The organism is Microbacterium oxydans, from assembly GCF_000956525.1.
GTDB lineage: Bacteria > Actinomycetota > Actinomycetes > Actinomycetales > Microbacteriaceae > Microbacterium > Microbacterium oxydans_A.
Genome location: NZ_JYIW01000019.1, coordinates 124,861 through 141,405 on the forward strand (window position 1 = coordinate 124,861; position 16,545 = coordinate 141,405).

19 protein-coding genes are annotated in these 16,545 nt (G+C 69.5%); 10 read left to right on the forward strand and 9 right to left on the reverse strand.

Translation table 11 applies throughout. The features are described from left to right. Positions 1 to 123 precede the first annotated feature (123 nt). From RS83_RS04270 to RS83_RS04280, 3 genes are all read right to left on the reverse strand, one after another. On the reverse strand, positions 124 to 720 hold the full coding sequence (locus tag RS83_RS04270) for a TetR/AcrR family transcriptional regulator (protein WP_045278279.1): 597 nt from the start codon (positions 718 to 720) through the stop codon (positions 124 to 126). Next, positions 720 to 1,268, reverse strand: coding sequence for a hypothetical protein (locus tag RS83_RS04275; RefSeq protein ID WP_045278280.1), 549 nt, complete (start codon positions 1,266 to 1,268; stop codon positions 720 to 722). Before RS83_RS04275 ends, RS83_RS04270 begins: the two co-directional genes overlap by 1 nt. Positions 1,269 to 1,358: 90 nt before the next feature. Next, positions 1,359 to 2,741, reverse strand: a complete 1,383-nt coding sequence (locus RS83_RS04280; protein WP_052678840.1) for an HNH endonuclease signature motif containing protein — start codon at positions 2,739 to 2,741, stop codon at positions 1,359 to 1,361. Positions 2,742 to 3,006: 265 nt separating this feature from the next. Between RS83_RS04280 and RS83_RS04285 the strand changes: the two genes are divergently transcribed. The 3 genes from RS83_RS04285 to RS83_RS04295 all read left to right on the forward strand — a co-directional run bounded on the left by RS83_RS04285 (position 3,007) and on the right by RS83_RS04295 (position 5,394). Beyond that, on the forward strand, positions 3,007 to 3,603 hold the full coding sequence (locus RS83_RS04285) for an HAD-IA family hydrolase (RefSeq protein WP_045278281.1): 597 nt from the start codon (positions 3,007 to 3,009) through the stop codon (positions 3,601 to 3,603). A 130-nt stretch (positions 3,604 to 3,733) separates the two neighbouring features. After that, positions 3,734 to 4,663, forward strand: a complete 930-nt coding sequence (locus tag RS83_RS04290; protein ID WP_045278282.1) for an NAD(P)/FAD-dependent oxidoreductase — start codon at positions 3,734 to 3,736, stop codon at positions 4,661 to 4,663. Positions 4,664 to 4,728: 65 nt separating this feature from the next. Next, positions 4,729 to 5,394: a hypothetical protein gene (locus RS83_RS04295; RefSeq protein ID WP_045278283.1), complete on the forward strand. Its 666-nt coding sequence runs from the start codon at positions 4,729 to 4,731 to the stop codon at positions 5,392 to 5,394. 33 nt (positions 5,395 to 5,427) lie between these two features. Here RS83_RS04295 and RS83_RS04300 read toward each other — a convergent pair whose 3' ends face one another. After that, a complete protein-coding gene (locus RS83_RS04300) occupies positions 5,428 to 5,889 on the reverse strand; it encodes a DUF3817 domain-containing protein (protein WP_045278284.1) in 462 nt (153 codons plus the stop codon). A 101-nt stretch (positions 5,890 to 5,990) separates the two neighbouring features. On the opposite strand from RS83_RS04300, the gene RS83_RS18500 reads away from it, so the two are divergent. Further along, positions 5,991 to 6,896: a helix-turn-helix domain-containing protein gene (locus tag RS83_RS18500; RefSeq protein WP_082071517.1), complete on the forward strand. Its 906-nt coding sequence runs from the start codon at positions 5,991 to 5,993 to the stop codon at positions 6,894 to 6,896. A 33-nt stretch (positions 6,897 to 6,929) separates the two neighbouring features. On the opposite strand, the gene RS83_RS04310 is transcribed toward RS83_RS18500, so the two are convergent. Beyond that, the gene (locus tag RS83_RS04310; protein ID WP_045278285.1) at positions 6,930 to 8,123 is read right to left on the reverse strand and encodes an MFS transporter; all 1,194 of its coding nucleotides are present in this window, start codon (positions 8,121 to 8,123) and stop codon (positions 6,930 to 6,932) included. Between the two features lie 115 nt (positions 8,124 to 8,238). Here RS83_RS04310 and RS83_RS04315 point away from each other — a divergent pair, with 115 nt between their 5' ends. From RS83_RS04315 to RS83_RS04330, 4 genes are all read left to right on the forward strand, one after another. Beyond that, positions 8,239 to 9,348, forward strand: coding sequence for a hypothetical protein (locus RS83_RS04315; protein WP_156153109.1), 1,110 nt, complete (start codon positions 8,239 to 8,241; stop codon positions 9,346 to 9,348). A 180-nt stretch (positions 9,349 to 9,528) separates the two neighbouring features. Next, positions 9,529 to 10,386 carry a serine protein kinase RIO gene (locus RS83_RS04320; RefSeq protein ID WP_045278287.1) on the forward strand — a complete coding sequence of 286 codons (858 nt, stop codon included), beginning with the start codon at positions 9,529 to 9,531 and terminating at the stop codon, positions 10,384 to 10,386. Positions 10,387 to 10,570: 184 nt separating this feature from the next. Further along, positions 10,571 to 11,062 (forward strand): DUF3253 domain-containing protein, encoded by a 492-nt coding sequence (locus RS83_RS04325; protein ID WP_045278288.1) that lies wholly within the window; start codon positions 10,571 to 10,573, stop codon positions 11,060 to 11,062. A gap of 240 nt (positions 11,063 to 11,302) precedes the next feature. Continuing rightward, on the forward strand, positions 11,303 to 12,709 hold the full coding sequence (locus RS83_RS04330) for an MFS transporter (protein ID WP_052678842.1): 1,407 nt from the start codon (positions 11,303 to 11,305) through the stop codon (positions 12,707 to 12,709). Between the two features lie 12 nt (positions 12,710 to 12,721). Here the strand turns inward: RS83_RS04330 and RS83_RS04335 are convergent, their stop codons facing one another. Beyond that, complete coding sequence (locus tag RS83_RS04335; protein ID WP_045278289.1) at positions 12,722 to 13,222, reverse strand: GNAT family N-acetyltransferase; 501 nt, start codon at positions 13,220 to 13,222, stop codon at positions 12,722 to 12,724. Continuing rightward, positions 13,215 to 13,490: a DUF1778 domain-containing protein gene (locus RS83_RS04340; RefSeq protein ID WP_045278290.1), complete on the reverse strand. Its 276-nt coding sequence runs from the start codon at positions 13,488 to 13,490 to the stop codon at positions 13,215 to 13,217. Before RS83_RS04340 ends, RS83_RS04335 begins: the two co-directional genes overlap by 8 nt. 75 nt (positions 13,491 to 13,565) lie before the next feature. Here RS83_RS04340 and RS83_RS04345 point away from each other — a divergent pair, with 75 nt between their 5' ends. Further along, entirely contained in the window at positions 13,566 to 14,489 is a 924-nt protein-coding gene (locus RS83_RS04345; RefSeq protein WP_045278291.1) for a cation diffusion facilitator family transporter, read from the forward strand. A gap of 19 nt (positions 14,490 to 14,508) precedes the next feature. Here the strand turns inward: RS83_RS04345 and RS83_RS19065 are convergent, their stop codons facing one another. Then, positions 14,509 to 15,048 carry a MarR family winged helix-turn-helix transcriptional regulator gene (locus RS83_RS19065; RefSeq protein WP_231587717.1) on the reverse strand — a complete coding sequence of 180 codons (540 nt, stop codon included), beginning with the start codon at positions 15,046 to 15,048 and terminating at the stop codon, positions 14,509 to 14,511. Positions 15,049 to 15,153: 105 nt separating this feature from the next. Between RS83_RS19065 and RS83_RS04355 the strand changes: the two genes are divergently transcribed. Beyond that, entirely contained in the window at positions 15,154 to 15,867 is a 714-nt protein-coding gene (locus RS83_RS04355) for a hypothetical protein (protein WP_045278292.1), read from the forward strand. Between the two features lie 57 nt (positions 15,868 to 15,924). Here the strand turns inward: RS83_RS04355 and RS83_RS04360 are convergent, their stop codons facing one another. Further along, positions 15,925 to 16,512: a TetR/AcrR family transcriptional regulator gene (locus RS83_RS04360; RefSeq protein ID WP_045278293.1), complete on the reverse strand. Its 588-nt coding sequence runs from the start codon at positions 16,510 to 16,512 to the stop codon at positions 15,925 to 15,927. Positions 16,513 to 16,545: the final 33 nt, after the last annotated feature.

Consider the following 16,545-nt stretch of genomic DNA (forward strand, 5'->3'; position numbering starts at 1 on the left):
CTGAGTCGCGATGACTCAAGGATACGTCGGAGTTCGGATGCTGTCAAACAAAGTTGATATGAACTGGCTCAACTTTTGGCGTGGGTCACTGCCGGCGCGGGGATCCGCGGCGCGGTTTGCGCGTCACCGCCCGCCGACGAGCGCGTCGATGCTTCGTGCCAACCTCGCTGCGGTCACGTCGGCCGTGAAGGTGGCGGGGTCGAGCAGGGCCTGCAGGGCGATGCCGTCGAGGGTGGCGTGCAGCGCATCGGTCGTCACGTCGAGGTCGGCGGCAGCGCCGTCGCGCAACTCGCCGGTTCGGACGAGCTCGTCGATCGCCGCGCGACAGACGGCGCGGACGTCGCTGGTGAGTGCTGCGCTCGCGGAGCGCAGATGCGGCTGGGTGATCGCGAGCGTCGCGAGCTGCAGTTGCGCGACCAGCTCAGCGCGCCGGTCGTCGTCGAGCGGGAGCAGTTGCTCGAGCAGCGAGAGGACGAACCCCCGCCCCTCCCCTGACAGGCCGCCGATCCTGGCCGCCACTCGATCGCGCACGAAGGTGAAGCACCAGGCCTGCAGCGCATCCTGCGTGGGGAATGCCCGGCGCAGCGATGCGGTGGCGATACCGGCCTCGTCGGCCACTTTGCGCACCGACAGGCTCGAGAGCCCCTCGGCCACGAGCACGCGCAGCACGGCCTCGCCGATCTGGCGCGCCCTCGAGTCGTGGTCGATGAGGCGCGGCATCACCGCACCTCGACCGGGTGCGGTCGCGCGGGCTTCGGCCAGATCGTGTAGCTCACAGCCCAGAGCGTATCGATGGCGACGATGACGCCCAAGATGGGGAAGAACCCGAGCAGCTCCTGCGTGCGCGCCGGCGCACCGACGATCAGGATCAATGCGCCGAGGATGGCTGCGGCGATCACGGCCGCGAGCAGTGTGCGCGCGGCATCCTTCCAACACGAGATCGTGTATGCGGTGCCGGTCGGCTTCGGCGGCATCGCGGCACCGGAGATCCGCTGCTCGAATCGGCGGTCGACCCACGCCATCATCCTGTGTCCGTAGGCGACCGAGATGCCGATGTAGAGGGCGGCCAGCCCGTGATGCCAGGACGCCGTGCCGCCACCCAGCAGATCTGCCGCGACGAGCGCCAGCAGCACCAGATCGATCACCGGAGCGGCGACCAGCAGTGCCGCCCCCAGCCGTGGCATGCCCGCGAGGTACCGCACACAGAGGCCGCCGATGACGGCCACCCAGAAACCGATCTCGCACGCCAGGATCGCCAGAAGAATCATGCCGCCATGTTAGTACAGTCGTGCTACCAAAACGAACGGAGATAAGTGAGTCAACCGGGGGCATGATCGGGTGCACGGACGTCATCACGATCAGAACGGCGGAGTGGCGTCGTCTTCGACGAACGTCACAGTGGTCGGCGGCTGCGGACGGTCGATGTATGTGCGCCCCGAGGGGCTCGTCCAGGCGAAGAGACCGGCGTCGAGCCGCTCGATATGCCAAGGGCTGTGATGCTTGAGCATGTGATGGCGTCGACACAGATGAGCGAGGTTCTCTTCGCGAGTGGCTCCCCCGAGCGCCGCGTCATGGGTGTGGTCGATGTCGCTCTCGTCGGGTGATCGCCCGCAGCCGGGGAAGCGGCACCGTTGATCGCGCGCTCGGAGGTGCCGGCGAAGATCGGCCCCCGGGCGGTAGCGGTCGACCGCGAGCACGGCACCGGTGATCGGATGCGTGAGCACGCGGTCCCACCCGGGTGCCGCAGCGGCGAGCGCCCGCGCAGTCCTGGCATCGACCGGACGACGCCCGTCGAGCTCAGCCGGCGTCTGAGTGCTCTCCAGAAGCGTCATCACCGGAACCGTGACCGAGACGTGCGCGCGGATCGCACCGAGCACTCCCCCGTCGCCGTCGTGGCCGAGCGGAACTCCGGAGAGCAGCACATCGAGCGCGACATCTGCACGGAGCTGGTCGAGCGAGCGCTCGTCATGCGAGCGGTGTTCATTCGAGCGGTGGTCATGCGAGCGGTGGTCAGTGACAGAGTCCCGATCGGTGGCGCTCCCGGCGTCATGCTCAAGCTCAAGGACGGCATCCTCTCCTGACCACGTCGCGGTTCGTTGGGCCTGCACAGCCTTCGCCATGCCCGTCAACCGCTCGAACGCCCCCTGCACGAGTGCCGCAGGGCCGAGAAGGCCGATTTCGGCCATGCCGTCGGGAGCATCCCTGATCCAGACCCTCCGCTGCTCGCGCGCATCGGCATGTCGCTCATCGAGCGTTCGGGGCTGAAAGCGCTCGGCGGCTCGTCGTGCGATCCGAGCCAGCCGGTTGGGCGACTCGACCTCTGCTGTCGCGATCATCGTGTCGGCGTATGCATCCCGATCCGTCGCATGTTCGAGGTGTGCTCCGGCTTCGACGATCACTCTCGCGTGCGCGGCACTGATGCGACCAGCGCCCTGCGCCGCCCAGACGAGCGGGTACCGCGTGACGAAGAACTCAGCATCTGCCATGCGCCGTTGCACCGTGCGGTCACTCATGCGCAGCGCGGCACCGAGCTCTGCGGCGACCGAGCGCGTCGTCATGTCACCCAGGTCAGGATGCTCTCCCTGCTGCGCGACCTCGATCGCCCATCGTGACGCGAGCGCGAGGACACCATCGCGAGCCGCCTGCAGGCCGCCGATCACGTCCTCGATCGACTGCACCATGTCGACCAGCGCGCAGAGCGTGGCCATCTGCTGGTCCGTGGCATCGATGAGTGCTTCCATACCTCGATTCCATCAGCGACCACCGACATTCACGACCTGATCAGCGCACAAAAAGGGCCGGTTCGAATTGCATACCGGCATATCGCTCGGTGGCGCCGAGAGGGGTCGCAGATTGCCGGGTCACGCCGCCGGAAGCGGCCATACGCGACACCTCCACAGCCGGCGGATCGCGACCACACACACAGCAACCCGCACAGCCCCCGTACAGCCCAGATCCACACGCCCAGACGCCCCCACTGTCAGAGGCACAGGGCAGGATGGAAGCATGATCCGCGCCGTGCTCTTCGACCTCGACGGGGTGGTGCGCCACTTCGATCGCGATCCCGACCTGGAACGCCGACACGGACTCCCTGACGGCGCGATCGCGCAGGCCGCGCTCGCACCTGCCCTGCTCGATGACGTCACCTGCGGTCGCATCACGCGCGCCGAGTGGATCCGCACCGTCGGCGAGCGGCTCGGCTCCCCCGAGGCAGCTGCCGAGTGGGGCCGCACGCCATTCCACGTCGACCCCGACCTGCTCGAGCTCGCCGCCGAACTGCGCTCGCTCGGACTGATCACGGCGATCCTGACGAACGGCACCGACACGATCCCGCAGGAGGCGGCATCCTGCGACCTGGACCAGCATTTCGATCCGATCTTCAACACCGCCGAGATCGGATTCGCCAAGCCCGACCCGCGCGCATTCACGCACGCGCTCAACGCCCTGCCGCTGCCGGGAGACGCCGTCTTCTTCACCGATGACTCCCCCTCGAAGCTCATCGGTGCCCGCGAGGTCGGCATGCACGCGCATGCGTTCACCGGCATCCGTCCGCTGCGAGCCGCGCTCCGCGATGCGGGCGTGCCGGTCGCCGGCAGAACCTGAGACCCACCCGTCCTGCAGATGGCAGGATGGGACTGAGGCGAGCCGTATCCGAACAGCGCTCGCATGGCGGCGTCGCCTCGATCGCCGCCCGGCCTGCGATCCGACACCGCCCCGCACGGGGAGGAAGCGCGTGACCGAGACAGCCGAGTACGACGTGCTCATCATCGGCGGCGGGCCGGCAGGACTCTCCGCCGCGCTCAACCTCGGCCGCGCCCGCTCACGGGTGCTCGTGATCGACGCCGACCGGCCGCGCAACGCCGCGACGCTGCTGTCGCATGGCTTCCTCACGCGCGACGGCATCCCCCCGCACGAGCTGCGACGGCTGGCGCGCGAGGAACTGACCGCCTACCCGAACGTCGAGGTGCGGTCGCGGGTGCGGGTCCTGTCGCTGCGACAGACGGATGCCGGGTTCACGGCCGATATCGGACGCCGCGATCCCTCCGGCACCGCCACGGCATCCGCCGTCGTGCTCGCCACCGGGCTGCGTGAGACGTTGCCCGACGTGCCGAACCTGCGCGGCTACTACGGCATCAGCCTGTTCAGCTGCGCGGCCTGCGACGCCTGGGAGCTGCAGGATCGGAGACTGGCCCTGATCGGCGAGTCCGCCGATCTCGCCGACCGCGCACGCCTGATCGCGCGCTGGACCGAGAGCCTCACGGTGTTCACGAACGGCGCCGACGTCGTCACTGCCGGAGAACAGGTCGAGCTCGCCGCCATCGGGGTGGCGGTGCAGCGGCATCCGATCACCGAACTCGTCGGCGAACGCGGCAGGATCGAGGCGATCCGACTCGCAGACGGCACGAGCGTCGCGATCGACGGCGGCTTCGTGCGTCCCGAGTGGGAGACCGAGCTGTCGTTCCTCGACGGCATCCATCCGGCGGTCGACGATGCGGGCAACCTGCTGACCGACCGATCCGGGCGCACCGACATACCGGGGCTCTACGCGGCAGGCGATGCAGCCACCCCCGGACCCCAGCAGCTCATCGTCGCCGCCGGCGCCGGAGCCCGCGTGGCCGCAGTGATCGTGCACGACTCGGTCGGCGTCGCGACCGCCCACTGACGCCCTCCCCGGATGGGCATTGCGCCCCATCGTGGGCGCCGCGACCGAGGGCTACGCTGACTCGCATGACCACGTCCCGACCGCTGCTCCGTCTCGTCACGATCGCCGCCGTCACGGCAGCGACCCTCTCGCTCAGCGGATGCCTGTACGCGCAGATCCCGGACGAGGTACCGACCATCGACGTGGTGACGACCGACGAGCCGGATGCTCCCGCCGATGAGCCGGCCGGCGATCTGCCGCGCACGCTCGGCTTCGCGGAAGGACAGGAACTCTCCCCGACGGTCTCCGTCGAGTGGGGTGACGGGCTGCTGGTCGACGACGGCTGGGTGACCGAATCGCCGGATGACGGCAACGGCGGGTGGAGCTACGCCACGGCCGACGGTTCCTGCACCGCCCGGTTCTGGCAGGGCCTCACCTCTGATGTGGCAGTCGTCGACGGCGACGACAGCGCCTCGTCGGATGCCATCCTCGCCGCGCTCCTGCGATCGACTGCGGCCGTGATCACGCCACTCGCCACGACCGGGGAGTTCAGCTACCAGGTCGGCGGATCCGGGGGCGTCGAGAACCGTCAGATCGTCGGCGCCGACGGCGAGCGCACCTGGGTCATGGCCGCACGCGCGTTCACCGCGATCGGGGTCGGCCTGTACGTCATCGTCGACTGCAGCACCGGCGACGCCGCCACGATCTTGTCGGAGGTCACCGACAAGAACGCGGTCGTCGTCACGCCCTGAGGTGCACGAGCCCGGCGTTCGGGCCGACCGAGCTCACTTGCCTCCGGGCGGGCCGACGAGCAACAGGATCACGTACAGCGCGACGATGCCGGCAGCGAGCAGCAGAGCGAGCACCCAGGGTCGACGCAGGAACCACCGCATCAGCCGATCCACCCACCGCCGGTCGCGTGGATCGTCGCCCGGCTCCAGCCGCCACACGCCGTCGAGACGCCCGGTGCGATGCAGCCAGATCTCGGTCGGGATCGTGGCGTACGGGATCACGGCACTGACCACGGCGAGCGCGGCGACGCCGAGATGCCAACGCTGGTTGAGTGCGACGAGGATCGCGGTCGCCGCATAGGCGAGGAAGACGAATCCGTGGATGCCGCCACCGATCGTGACCACGATGCCCGGGGCCCCCACAGCCCTGGCGATGATCGCGGAGATCAGGATGGTCCAGGTGATCGCCTCGGCGATCGCGAGGGCACGGTACAGACGGGCGGGCGAACGGAACACGGGACTCCTCGGGTGGGGTCGGGGGTCCTTCCAGGGTATCGGCGGCGCGCCGTGGTCCCGGCCCCCGGAATACCAGCACGCGAGCGGACGTTGCCGAAGGCATGGTGGATGCCGACGCGCTCTCGCAGCTGCTCCGCTCCGTCGACCTCGAGGTCGGCGTGGCGCGACGCATCACGCTGCCTGCCGGCGGACGGCTCCCCCTCGTCAGCGACGCGGTCACCCTCGTGTACATCGCCGACGGCAGCGTGCACGGGCATCCGCCGCTCGGATCCCGCTGCCACCTCGACGTCGATCGAGCGTCGCAGCAGCTCGCCGTGACCCAGGGCTCCGACCGTCTCGTGGGCGGTGACGCGTTCCTCACCCTCGGCGGATCGCCCATGACGTTGCAGGCGGATGCCGGAGCCAGCGTGCTGGTCATCGACCTCCTGCTGTCGGACAGCGCATCGCGCCTGAGCGCCGTGCTGCCCGGAATCATCACCGTCACCGGGTTCGACGCGATCGAGCCGCCGGCGGCAGCACTCGCCGCGACCATGGGCGTCGTCGACGCCGGCACCTGCCCGGTGCGGCAGGGCGATCCACTCATCTGCCGCATGATGGCGACGACCGTGCTGCTCTCGGTCATCCGCGCCTGGGCTGCCAACGGCTGCGCACCGGTCGGCTGGCCGTCGGTGTCGAACGACCCGTTCCTCGACCGCGTGGTCGATGCGATCCACGAGGCACCTGGCCGCGAGTGGACCGTCGAGCGGCTCGCCAGCGTCAGCGCCATGTCGCGGTCGGCGTTCGCGGAGCGCTTCCGCACGGCGATCGGCCGCTCCCCCGCGGACTACGTCACCGAGGTGCGCATCGACACGGCGAAGCGGATGCTCGACGCCGGCCGCTCGGTGTCGGAGACCTCGCGGGAGCTCGGCTACGCCTCGGACGAGGGATTCAGCCGCGCCTTCCGCCGCCGCACCGGCATGACGCCCTCCGCCTGGCGAGCCGCGCACCGTACGCCGATCCCGGCATAGGGCGCGACCCGCGCGCAGACCCGTTCAGGGCACTCAGCCCGTCGTGCGCACCCGGTTCGACAAGCCGAACAGCACAGCCCCGACCACGAGCATGATCGCCCCGAGCACGTAGACCAGCTCGACGTTCAGCGCATCGACGAGCAGTCCGCCGAAGCCCGCTGCCAGCGCGATCGCACCCTGGAAGCCGACCACGACCAGGCTGCCGCCGGCTTCGAGGCGGTCCGGCATCCGATGCCCGACCCAGGTGTTCGCGACGATCAGCCACGAGGAGAAGAAGAATCCCCAGACGAGCACGACCACGGCGACGCCGATGACCGAGCCGGACGACAGGATCATCGCGAGCACCGAGACGGCGATGACGAGCGGCGCGAACACCGAGAAGAACGCGAAGGACCGGTCGATCACCAGCCCGATCGTGATGTTGCCGGCCAGTCCGCCGAGTCCGAAGAGCGCGAGCAGCACCACGATGGTCGAGGCGTCGACGTCGGGGATGCGCTCCAGCGCGAGCCGCACGTAGGTGTACGCCGAGAAGTGTCCGAGCACGACGAAGACGTGCCCGAGCATGCCGAGCCCGATGCCGGGGCGACGCACGGTGTCGACGAGCAGACGCAGGCTCGAGGCCTGAGCCGCCGGCACCGAGGGCAGCGCGAACCGCAGCGCGACCGACAGCAGCACCATCAGCACGCCGGCGATCGCGAAGACCATGCGCCAGTCGACGAGCTCGCTGAGCATCACACCGAGCGGGACGCCGGCGACGGTCGCGAGCGAGACGCCGGCGGAGGTGAACATGACGCCCCGTCCGAGATGCCGGGGTCCGGCGAGCGTCGATGCGACCGTGATCGACATCGCCCAGAAGGCACTGATCGCCGCGCCGAGCAGGAACCGCGCCAGCAGGATGATGATCAGGTTCGGCGAGATCGCCACGATCAGGTTCGAGACGGCTGCGGCGAGCGCCATCCACACCAGCAGCGAGCGGCGGTCGAGGCGAGGGAACATCAGGCCGATCGTCGGTGCGACGACGAGTCCGACCAGTGCGGTGACGGTCACGGTCTGCCCGGCCTGGCCGGGGGTCACGTGCAGCGCCTCGGCCATCTCGGTGAGTACGCCGTTCGGCAGGAACTCGGCGGTGACCAGCAGGAATCCCATCAGCATCAGCATGATGAGGCCGCCGTAGCGGATGCGCTCCGCGGCGGACGCGGCAGTGGGGATGGGCGCAGTGGTTGTCATGCTCTCCACACTCGCAGTCGGCGGACCCCGGCGCCCGACCAGGCGTCCGCGGCATCCGACCATTCGTCCGGCGTGGTCCCTGCCGCTTCCCAGCCGGAGCTTGCAGAGTGGTGGCATGCAGGTTCGGGGAGCAGCACGGCAGCGGATGCTGCGCGGTGCCGCAGCCGTCACGACGATCATGCTCGTCGCCGGATGCACTCCGCGGCCGACGGCGGGACCGCGCGACTGGGCCCTCGAACCGATCTCGTTCCAGGCCTCGTTCACTGGTACCGGAACAGATGCGGATCCGGCCGGTCAGCCGACCGATGTCGCTTTCGGGATGCACGTGCTGTCAGCCGACGGCGCAGGCGGCTTCTGGGCTGCATCCGCCGGATCATGGCTGCACGTCGGCGACGACGGCGAGACGCTCGCCAGATTCAACGCCGAGCCCGGCGCCCCGCTGTCGCAGATCGGGGCGATGGCAGCACTGTCGCCGACCGAGCTCGTCGTGGCGCAGGGCGATCGGGTGCACGTCATGCCCATGCTCTCAGTGCTCGACACCACCACCATGACCATGCGAGACCTGCCTGGCGACATCGTGGGCGACGAGGGGGACTCGGACTTCGGCGACTTCGAGTTCGGCGACGTCGCAACGCACGACGGCGACGCGATCGTGGTGCGCTACCAGCCGCGCCCTCCCGACGACTACCTCGACTACGAGGTGCTGCGCGTCGACCTCGACAGCGGCGCCCGGACCCTGCTGCACAGCGGCGAGCTCGAACTCGACGATGCGCCGGATGCTCGGCCTGGCGTGCCGCCGATCGGCATCGACGTCGACGAGGCCGGCCGCGTGCATCTCGCGACTCCTTCCGCACGGATCGTGCTGGCGGCCGACGGCACCGAGCTGAGCCGGGAGCCGCAGGTGGCCAACGCCCCGCTCGTCGCGGTGGGTCCGGACGGCACCGCGCTCTGGTGGGGTGGCGGACAGGAGCAGTCTGAAGCGCGCGGCGTGATCGTCGGCGGCTCGTCCGAGGCGCGATCCGCGATCGAGCGCCGGGCGCAGTGCCAGGGGAGGTCGAGCGAGGATGCCCTCCGCCTGAGCGACGCCGCCGGAGCGCATCCGCTGCCCTTCCTGTGCGGAGCGAACGACGCGGTCTGGACCGGCGAGTCATGGGTCGTCGCGATCGGCGGCGAGAGCGACGGGGTGCTCGTGCGGCTCACGCCGCCGGTCGACAACTGGCCCTGACCCTGGACAGCGTCCCGTGGACGCCCTAGGGTCGACGACGCACCGGGACGAGCCCGGAAGGCCAGAGCGGAGGGAGCGGACGATGAACACCGTCTTTGTCGGGCACACCGCCGACCACCTTCCCTTCGAGGCCGCCCGCGCCTGATCCGCGAGTGGCCTCCACCTCCTCGGAGCCACATCGTGTCTGACCACTTCGCTTCCTCGGAAGCAGCGTCTGCTGACGCATCCACCGATCTCTTCTTCGCCGATGCCGAACCCGGCGACGGCCAACGCTGGACGACCTGGCCGTCCGTGACGCCGACCGAGCGAGGGCCGCAGCCCTGGCCGGCATGGGTCGTCACCTCGGCCGGTGCGTTCGACACCGAACTCGGCATCCTCAAGACCGGCAAGGAGGCCGACGTGTTCCTGATCGAGCGAGCCGTGCCGGATGATCCGACGCAGCGCACGTTGCTCGCGGCGAAGCGGTACCGCAGCAGCGAGCAGCGCAGCTTCCACCGATCCGCCCTCTACACCGAAGGACGCACCACGCGGAACTCGCGCGACACGCGGGCCCTCGCCAAGAAGTCGGTCCACGGACGCGAGGTCGCCGCCGCACAGTGGTCGTTCGCCGAGTTCGAAGCCCTCTGCCGTATGTGGGAGCTCGGCGCGCCCGTGCCATACCCTGTGCAGGTGAGCGGCACCGAGGTGCTCATGGAGTTCCTCGGCGACTCGGCCGGCAGAGCGGCGCCTCGACTCGCGCAGCTGCGCAGCGGCCGCGCCGAGCTGACCGACCACTACGAGCAGGTGGTCGACATCATGCGCGTGTTCGCCGCACCGGGCTTCGCGCACGGCGACCTCTCGGCGTACAACCTGCTCGTACACGAAGGGCGGGTGCGGGTGATCGACCTGCCGCAGATCGTCGACATCATCGCGAACCCACAGGGCCTCGATCTGCTGCACCGGGACTGCGTCAACATCTGCGACTGGTTCACGCGTCGGCGGGTCGAGTGCGACGCCGAGGAACTGTTCGCCGAGCTCGTCGCCGCGTCGTTCGCGTAGGACGTGGGGCGCGGGGCCGGGGCGCGAGCGGATGTCGGATGTCGCGGGGTCGGGACCGGTCGACCCGCCCCTTGCGCCGACCCACCCCTTTGTGCGCGAGCCACCCCTTTGTCGACGTTCCGAAGGGGGCCGCTCGCGCGCAAGGGGGTGGTTCGGCGCGCGGGTGGGGAGGGATGCTGAGCGGATGACGGAGAGCCACGAGCCAGAACGCACCGCCGACGGGCACCACATCGTCGTGAACGGGCGGCGCTGGCGTGCGACGGATCCGAAGATCCCGGAGAAGCTGCGTCAGGAACTCGTCGACGAGCTGATGGCGGCGCGGCGTGCGGTCAAAGCCTCCGAATCCGACGCTCGTCGGCGGGTGCACGATGCGAAGACCGCGCTCGGCGAACGCGGCGCACCCTGGTGGGAGGAGTCATCGGATGCGGAGTTCGCCGAGCGGGCGGCTGCCGCGATCCGCGCCCTCACCCGCAAGCGAGACGAGTCGTCGATCTGCCCGAGCGACGTCGCCCGCGCGATCGGCGGCGAGACCTGGCGGTCGCGGATGGACGAGGTGCGACGCGTCGCCGGAGAGCTGGCCGAGCGCGACGAGGTCATCGTGACGCAGCAGGGCGAGCCCGTACGGATCGCGGAGGCGCGGGGGCCTGTGCGCATCATCCGCGGCCCCGCGCTCTGATCGACGCGCGAGAGACGCCGAGCTCTTGCGCCGAGCCCCTCCTTACGCCGAGCCCCTCCTTGCGCCGAGCTCCTCCTTGCCGAGCCACCCCTCTTCGTGCGAGCCACCCCGCTATGCGCGCGCACCAAGGGGGCCGCTCGCACAGAGAGGGGCCGCTCGGCAAGGAGGGAGAGGGGGAGCGCGCAGCAGCATGCGGCGCGCCGTCACCGGCCGTTCACCGCAGACGGCCAGACTTCGATCATGAGCGAACCCGAATCTCGCCCCGCCGTTCCGGAGCCGCCGGCGATCGCGAACAGCGGTGCCGTCGGCGTGATCGGCCTCGACCTGCGCGGCGAGACCCCGGCGCCGAAGAAGCAGGTGTACTCCTGGGCACTGTGGGACTGGGCGACGCAACCCTTCAACACGGTCATCCTCACCTTCGTGTTCACGGCGCTGTATCTCACGACGGACTCATTCCTCCCGGCAGACCTCGCCGCCCTCGACCCGTCGAGCAAGGCGTACGACACCGCGATCGCCGGTCTCACGTCGAGCCTCGGTCTCGGGTCGACCATCGCCGCCTTCGGCATCCTGCTGCTCGCGCCGGTGCTCGGACAACGAGCGGATGCCGCCGGCCGCCAGAAGCTGTGGCTGGGCATCGGCACCGGGGCGCTCATCTTCTGCATGCTCGGACTGTGGTTCGTCGAGCCGACCCCGAACCTGTTCTGGCTGGGTGTCGCGCTGATCTCGGCGGCGACCGTGTTCCAGGAGATCGCGGCGGTCAACTCCAACGCCATGCTGATCGGCATCGCGAACCCGAAGAACGTCGGGCGCATCTCCGGGCTCGGCTGGGGCTTCGGGTACCTCGGCGGCATCATCGCCCTCGTGATCGTCGTCGTGCTCGACACCTTCGACTGGTTCGGCATGTCGACCGACAACGGCCTCGCCTACCGACTGATCGCCGTCGGATGCGCGGTCTGGGCGATCATCTTCAGCATCCCGATCTTCCTCAACGTGCCGGAGCCGTCGCTCGGGCGCCCGGAGCGCAAGGTCGGCTTCTTCAAGTCGTACGTGCTGCTCGTGAAGGACGTCGCCGGGCTCTACCGCGACCCCGAGACGCGACCCACGTTCTGGTACCTGCTCTCGAGCGCGGTGTTCCGCGACGGACTCGGCGGCGTCTTCGCGTTCGGCGCGATCATCGGCACCGCGGTGTTCAAGTTCGGCACGCAGGACATCATCATCTTCGGCATCGCTGCGAACCTGATCGCGGGCGTCTCGACGATCCTCGCCGGCCGCCTCGACGACCGGGTCGGCCCGAAGCGCATCATCCTCGCCTCGATCGGGTCGATGATCGTCGCAGGCCTCGCCGTCTTCCTGCTGCGCGACGGCGGCACGATGGTGTTCTGGATCGGCGGGCTCATCCTGTGCGCCTTCGTCGGGCCGGCACAGGCCGCCGCCCGTTCCTTCCTCGCCAGAGTCACTCCGGCCGGGCGCGAGGGCGAGATCTTCGGCCTCTACGCCACCACCGGGCGTGCGGCGAGCTGGATGGCATCCGGTGCCTGGACCGTGCTGATCGCCCTGACCGCCCAGACCGCCTTCGGCATCCTCGGCATCATGGTCGTGCTGATCGCCGGCTTCCTGCTGCTGCTCCCGGTGAAGGCCCCCCGCTGAGCGAAGAAGGCGTCACGCGATCGTCGCGCGGACGTCTGCGAGGAGCAGGAAGAGCGTGCGCTCTTCGCCCGGGAATCGCGTGAACCCGAACCGTTCGTAGAACGGGACCTCGTGTTCCATCATGGCGTGCACGAGGATCGCGCGGATGCCGATGGCTTCGGCCGCTTCGATCGCTCGCGTCACGGCGTGCTGCAGCAATGATGCTCCGAGACCTCGACCGGCGTACTCCTCGTCCACCGCGAGGCGCCCGAGCAGGACCACCGGGATCGGGTCGGGCTGCTGCTTCGCGAGGCCTGCGGGCGCGAGGTCACGGACGATCGAACTCGACGACAGGCAGTAATAGCCGGCGACACGACCCTCTCGGGTCACCGAGACCATCGCGCGCGAGGCGCCGGAACGCTCGTTGCCGCGCGCGCGGCCGCGCAGCCAGGCATCGAGCTGCTCCTGTCCGCACCGGAACTCGCCGACGCGATCGCCGGCGGCAAGCGGCCTCGGTGTGAGGAACTCAGTCAACGAACAGTGACTTCCGTGTCAGCAGTTCGCGGAGTCCGTCGAGGCTCTGCGCCGGTCGATCCAGCACCTCGATGAATGCATCGAAGCGGATCGCGTCGACACGGAGTTGGCGGTCGCGCTGGATGACCTCGTCGGCCCTGGCCATGAGCGCGTCTGCCGAGAAGTCTGTGACCGAACGCCCCTGCAAGGATGCCGCCTCCTCGATCGCGGCCTTCTGCGCGGCGGTCACGCGCAGCTCGATTCGTCGATCCTTCAGCGGGGCAGTCATATCAGGAGTGTACGGCAATCCTCCGTACGTCGGAGAGGCGTCTTCACACCCCGCCGACGGGAGTAGCCTGACCGCGTGACAGTGATCATCGCGTTCCTCGCCAACATCCTGGTCGCGATCGCCAAGACGGTCGCGGCGATCATCACCTCCTCGGCGTCGATGGTCGCCGAGGCCGCGCATTCGTGGGCGGATGCCGGCAACGAGGTGTTCCTGCTGATCGCCGACCGCCGAGGGGGCAAGGCGAAGGACTCCCGGCATCCGCTCGGCTACGGACGCAACGCGTTCGTGTGGTCTCTGATCGCCGCCTTCGGCATCTTCACGGCCGGTTCGATCGTGTCGATCATGCATGGCATCCAGGAGCTCTCGGAGACGGGACCGGTCGAGAGCCCGCTCGTCGCCTACATCGTGCTCGGCATCTCGTTCGTGCTCGAGGGCGCATCGTTCACGCAGGCGATGGTGAAATCCCGCCGCCTCGCGAAGGAGCGCGGCTCCTCGACGTGGGACTACGTGCTCGAGACGAGCGACACCACGCTGCGGGCCGTGTTCTTCGAGGATGCCGCGGCCCTGATCGGCCTGGCCCTCGCCGGTGGCGCGATCTTCCTACACCAGATCACCGGCGTCGCGGCCTGGGATGCCATCGGCTCGATCCTGGTCGGCGTGCTGCTCGGCGTGGTCGCGATCATCCTGATCCGGCGGAACATCGCGTTCCTGGTCGGCGCGAACGCCTCGCCAACGTTGCGCGCGCGAGTCGGCGATGCGCTGCTCAGCCTCCCGCAGATCGAGCGCGTCACCTATCTGCACATCGAGTACGTCGGGCCGAACAGGCTGTTCCTCGTCGCCGAGATCGATCTGGCCGGCGATGCGAGAGAGCATGACGTGGCCAAGCAGCTGCGCGACATCGAACAGCGGATCGAGGCGCACGAGGCGATCGAGACGGTCGTGCTGTCGCTCTCGGTCGACGATGAGACATCGCTCGAGTTCGTGGAGGGCGCGGACTAGCTCCCCGCAGACCTGCGCGTCAGCGCTGCCAGTTGTCGGCGAGCTTGTTCAGGAGCCGAGCGAGCTCGATGCGCTCCTCATCGGTGAACGACTCGAGCGCGCGTCCGAGGTGCTCACGCCGCTCGCCGCGCAGGCCACGCGCGAAACGACGACCCTCATCGGTGAGCGCGATGCGGGTTCGGCGGGCGTCGTCGGGGTCTGCCTCACGGCGCACCAGACCGTGGTCGACCCCCTGCTGCACGAGGCGGGAGGCACGGGGCTGATCGACGCCGATCGCCTCGCCGAGCGCACTCACGCTGAGGGGAGTGGATGCTGCGGCGAGCGCCTCCAGCATCCGCATCCTGGCCGGCCCGCCGATCCGAGCCGATGGGTCACCCATCCATGGCGGGGCCCCGGGGAATCCGCGGCGGCCGAAGGGCTCGCCGTGCGGGTGGTCATGCCCGTGTTCCGTGCCGTGCCAGCCGTGCGGGCCCGCACCGCGCTCGCCCGGCCGCCGTCCACGGAGGCGTGAGAGGGCATGGGCGATCGCTTCGGCTGGATCGATGTCGTCGGAGGTCACAGCACGATTTTACATGCGACTTGACATGCATCACTACTCCATGTCACACTACATGTACATGCACTGTGACATACACATGCACACTGACAACAAAAGGACTTTCCGATGAACACCTCTGAATCACACAACACCGACAACACCGCCCGCCCCTTCGGCTACTGGCTGAAGGCCATCGACCGCCTCATGGCGGCCGAGTTCGCCAACGCCTTCGAAGGCGAGCGCACGAGTCGCCGCGACTGGCGCCTGCTCAACGTGATCGACGGCACTGTTCCCGCCCGTCGCCCGCTGCACGAGCACAAGCTGCACGAGCTGGTCGAGCGCGGCTGGGTCACCGCCGACGGCGACGACTGGGCCCTGACCGATGACGGTCGCGCCGCGAAGGATCGCCTCGGCGCGATCGTCGACGGCATCCGCTCGAAGGTCACCGACGCCGTCTCCGAGGAGGAGATGGCCACCACCCTCGCCTCGCTGGAGAAGATCGCCCGCGCGTTCGGCTGGGACGAGGAGACTCCTCTCCCCCGAGGACGTCGCCACGGCTTCGGCGGGCACGGACGAGGCCACGGCTTCCCGCGCGGCTTCGGTCGCCCGTTCGGTCGCGGCTTCGGCCCAGGACACGGCTTCGGCCCGCGTGAGGGCTTCGGCCCGCGCGAGGGCGGCGAGCACCAGCACGGCTGCGAGCACGGACGCGACGCCCGCCACGGCGAGCACGGAGACCACGGACACCGCGGACACGGCGGCCCACTCCGGGCCGCCCGCCACGCCCAGCACGCCTACGAGCGCGGTTTCGACGCCGGCTTCAGCCGCGGTCGCGACGCCTGACACCAGGCGCACACGGAACGCCCCACCGGACACGACGTCGGGTGGGGCGTTTCTGCGCTACCCCTGGCGCAGCGCCGGGAGCATCACGTGGTCGACGAGATCGGTCACGGTCGCCGCGTCGAGAGATCGACGGCGCAGGCTGATGCTGCCGAACGCCGCGGTCGGCACGATGCCGGCGATGAGCGCGACCGGCACGTCAGCCGGCACCACGCCACGTTCGATCCACCGTTCGATCACCGCCGTGATCGCAGCGACCGGCGGGCCGCCGATCAGCCGGTAGGCCACGTCTCGCAGCTCCTCGTCGCGTCCGATCTCGCTCAGCAGGCTGGCGAGCACTGTCGCTGCGCGCTCGTCCGCGCCGGCGAAGTGCATGCCGGCGGCGATCAGGTCTTCCCGGAGGCTCCCGGTGTCGGGCTCGTCCGGGGTGACCTGCAGCGCGCGCATGGCGGCGACCACGAGCTCCGCCTTCGTCTCCCACCGTCGGTAGATCGCAGACTTCCCGCAGCGGGCGCGGGTGGCCACGGCCGAGATCGTCATACCCGCGTACCCGTGCTCGATCAGCAGATCCTGCACGGCAGTGAGGATGCTCCGCTCGAGCCCAGGGTCGCGAGGACGCCCCGCCGCTCTGGTCTCTTCGGTGTCCATGTGTCGCCATTGTATCTTTCGGTACCGAGCAGT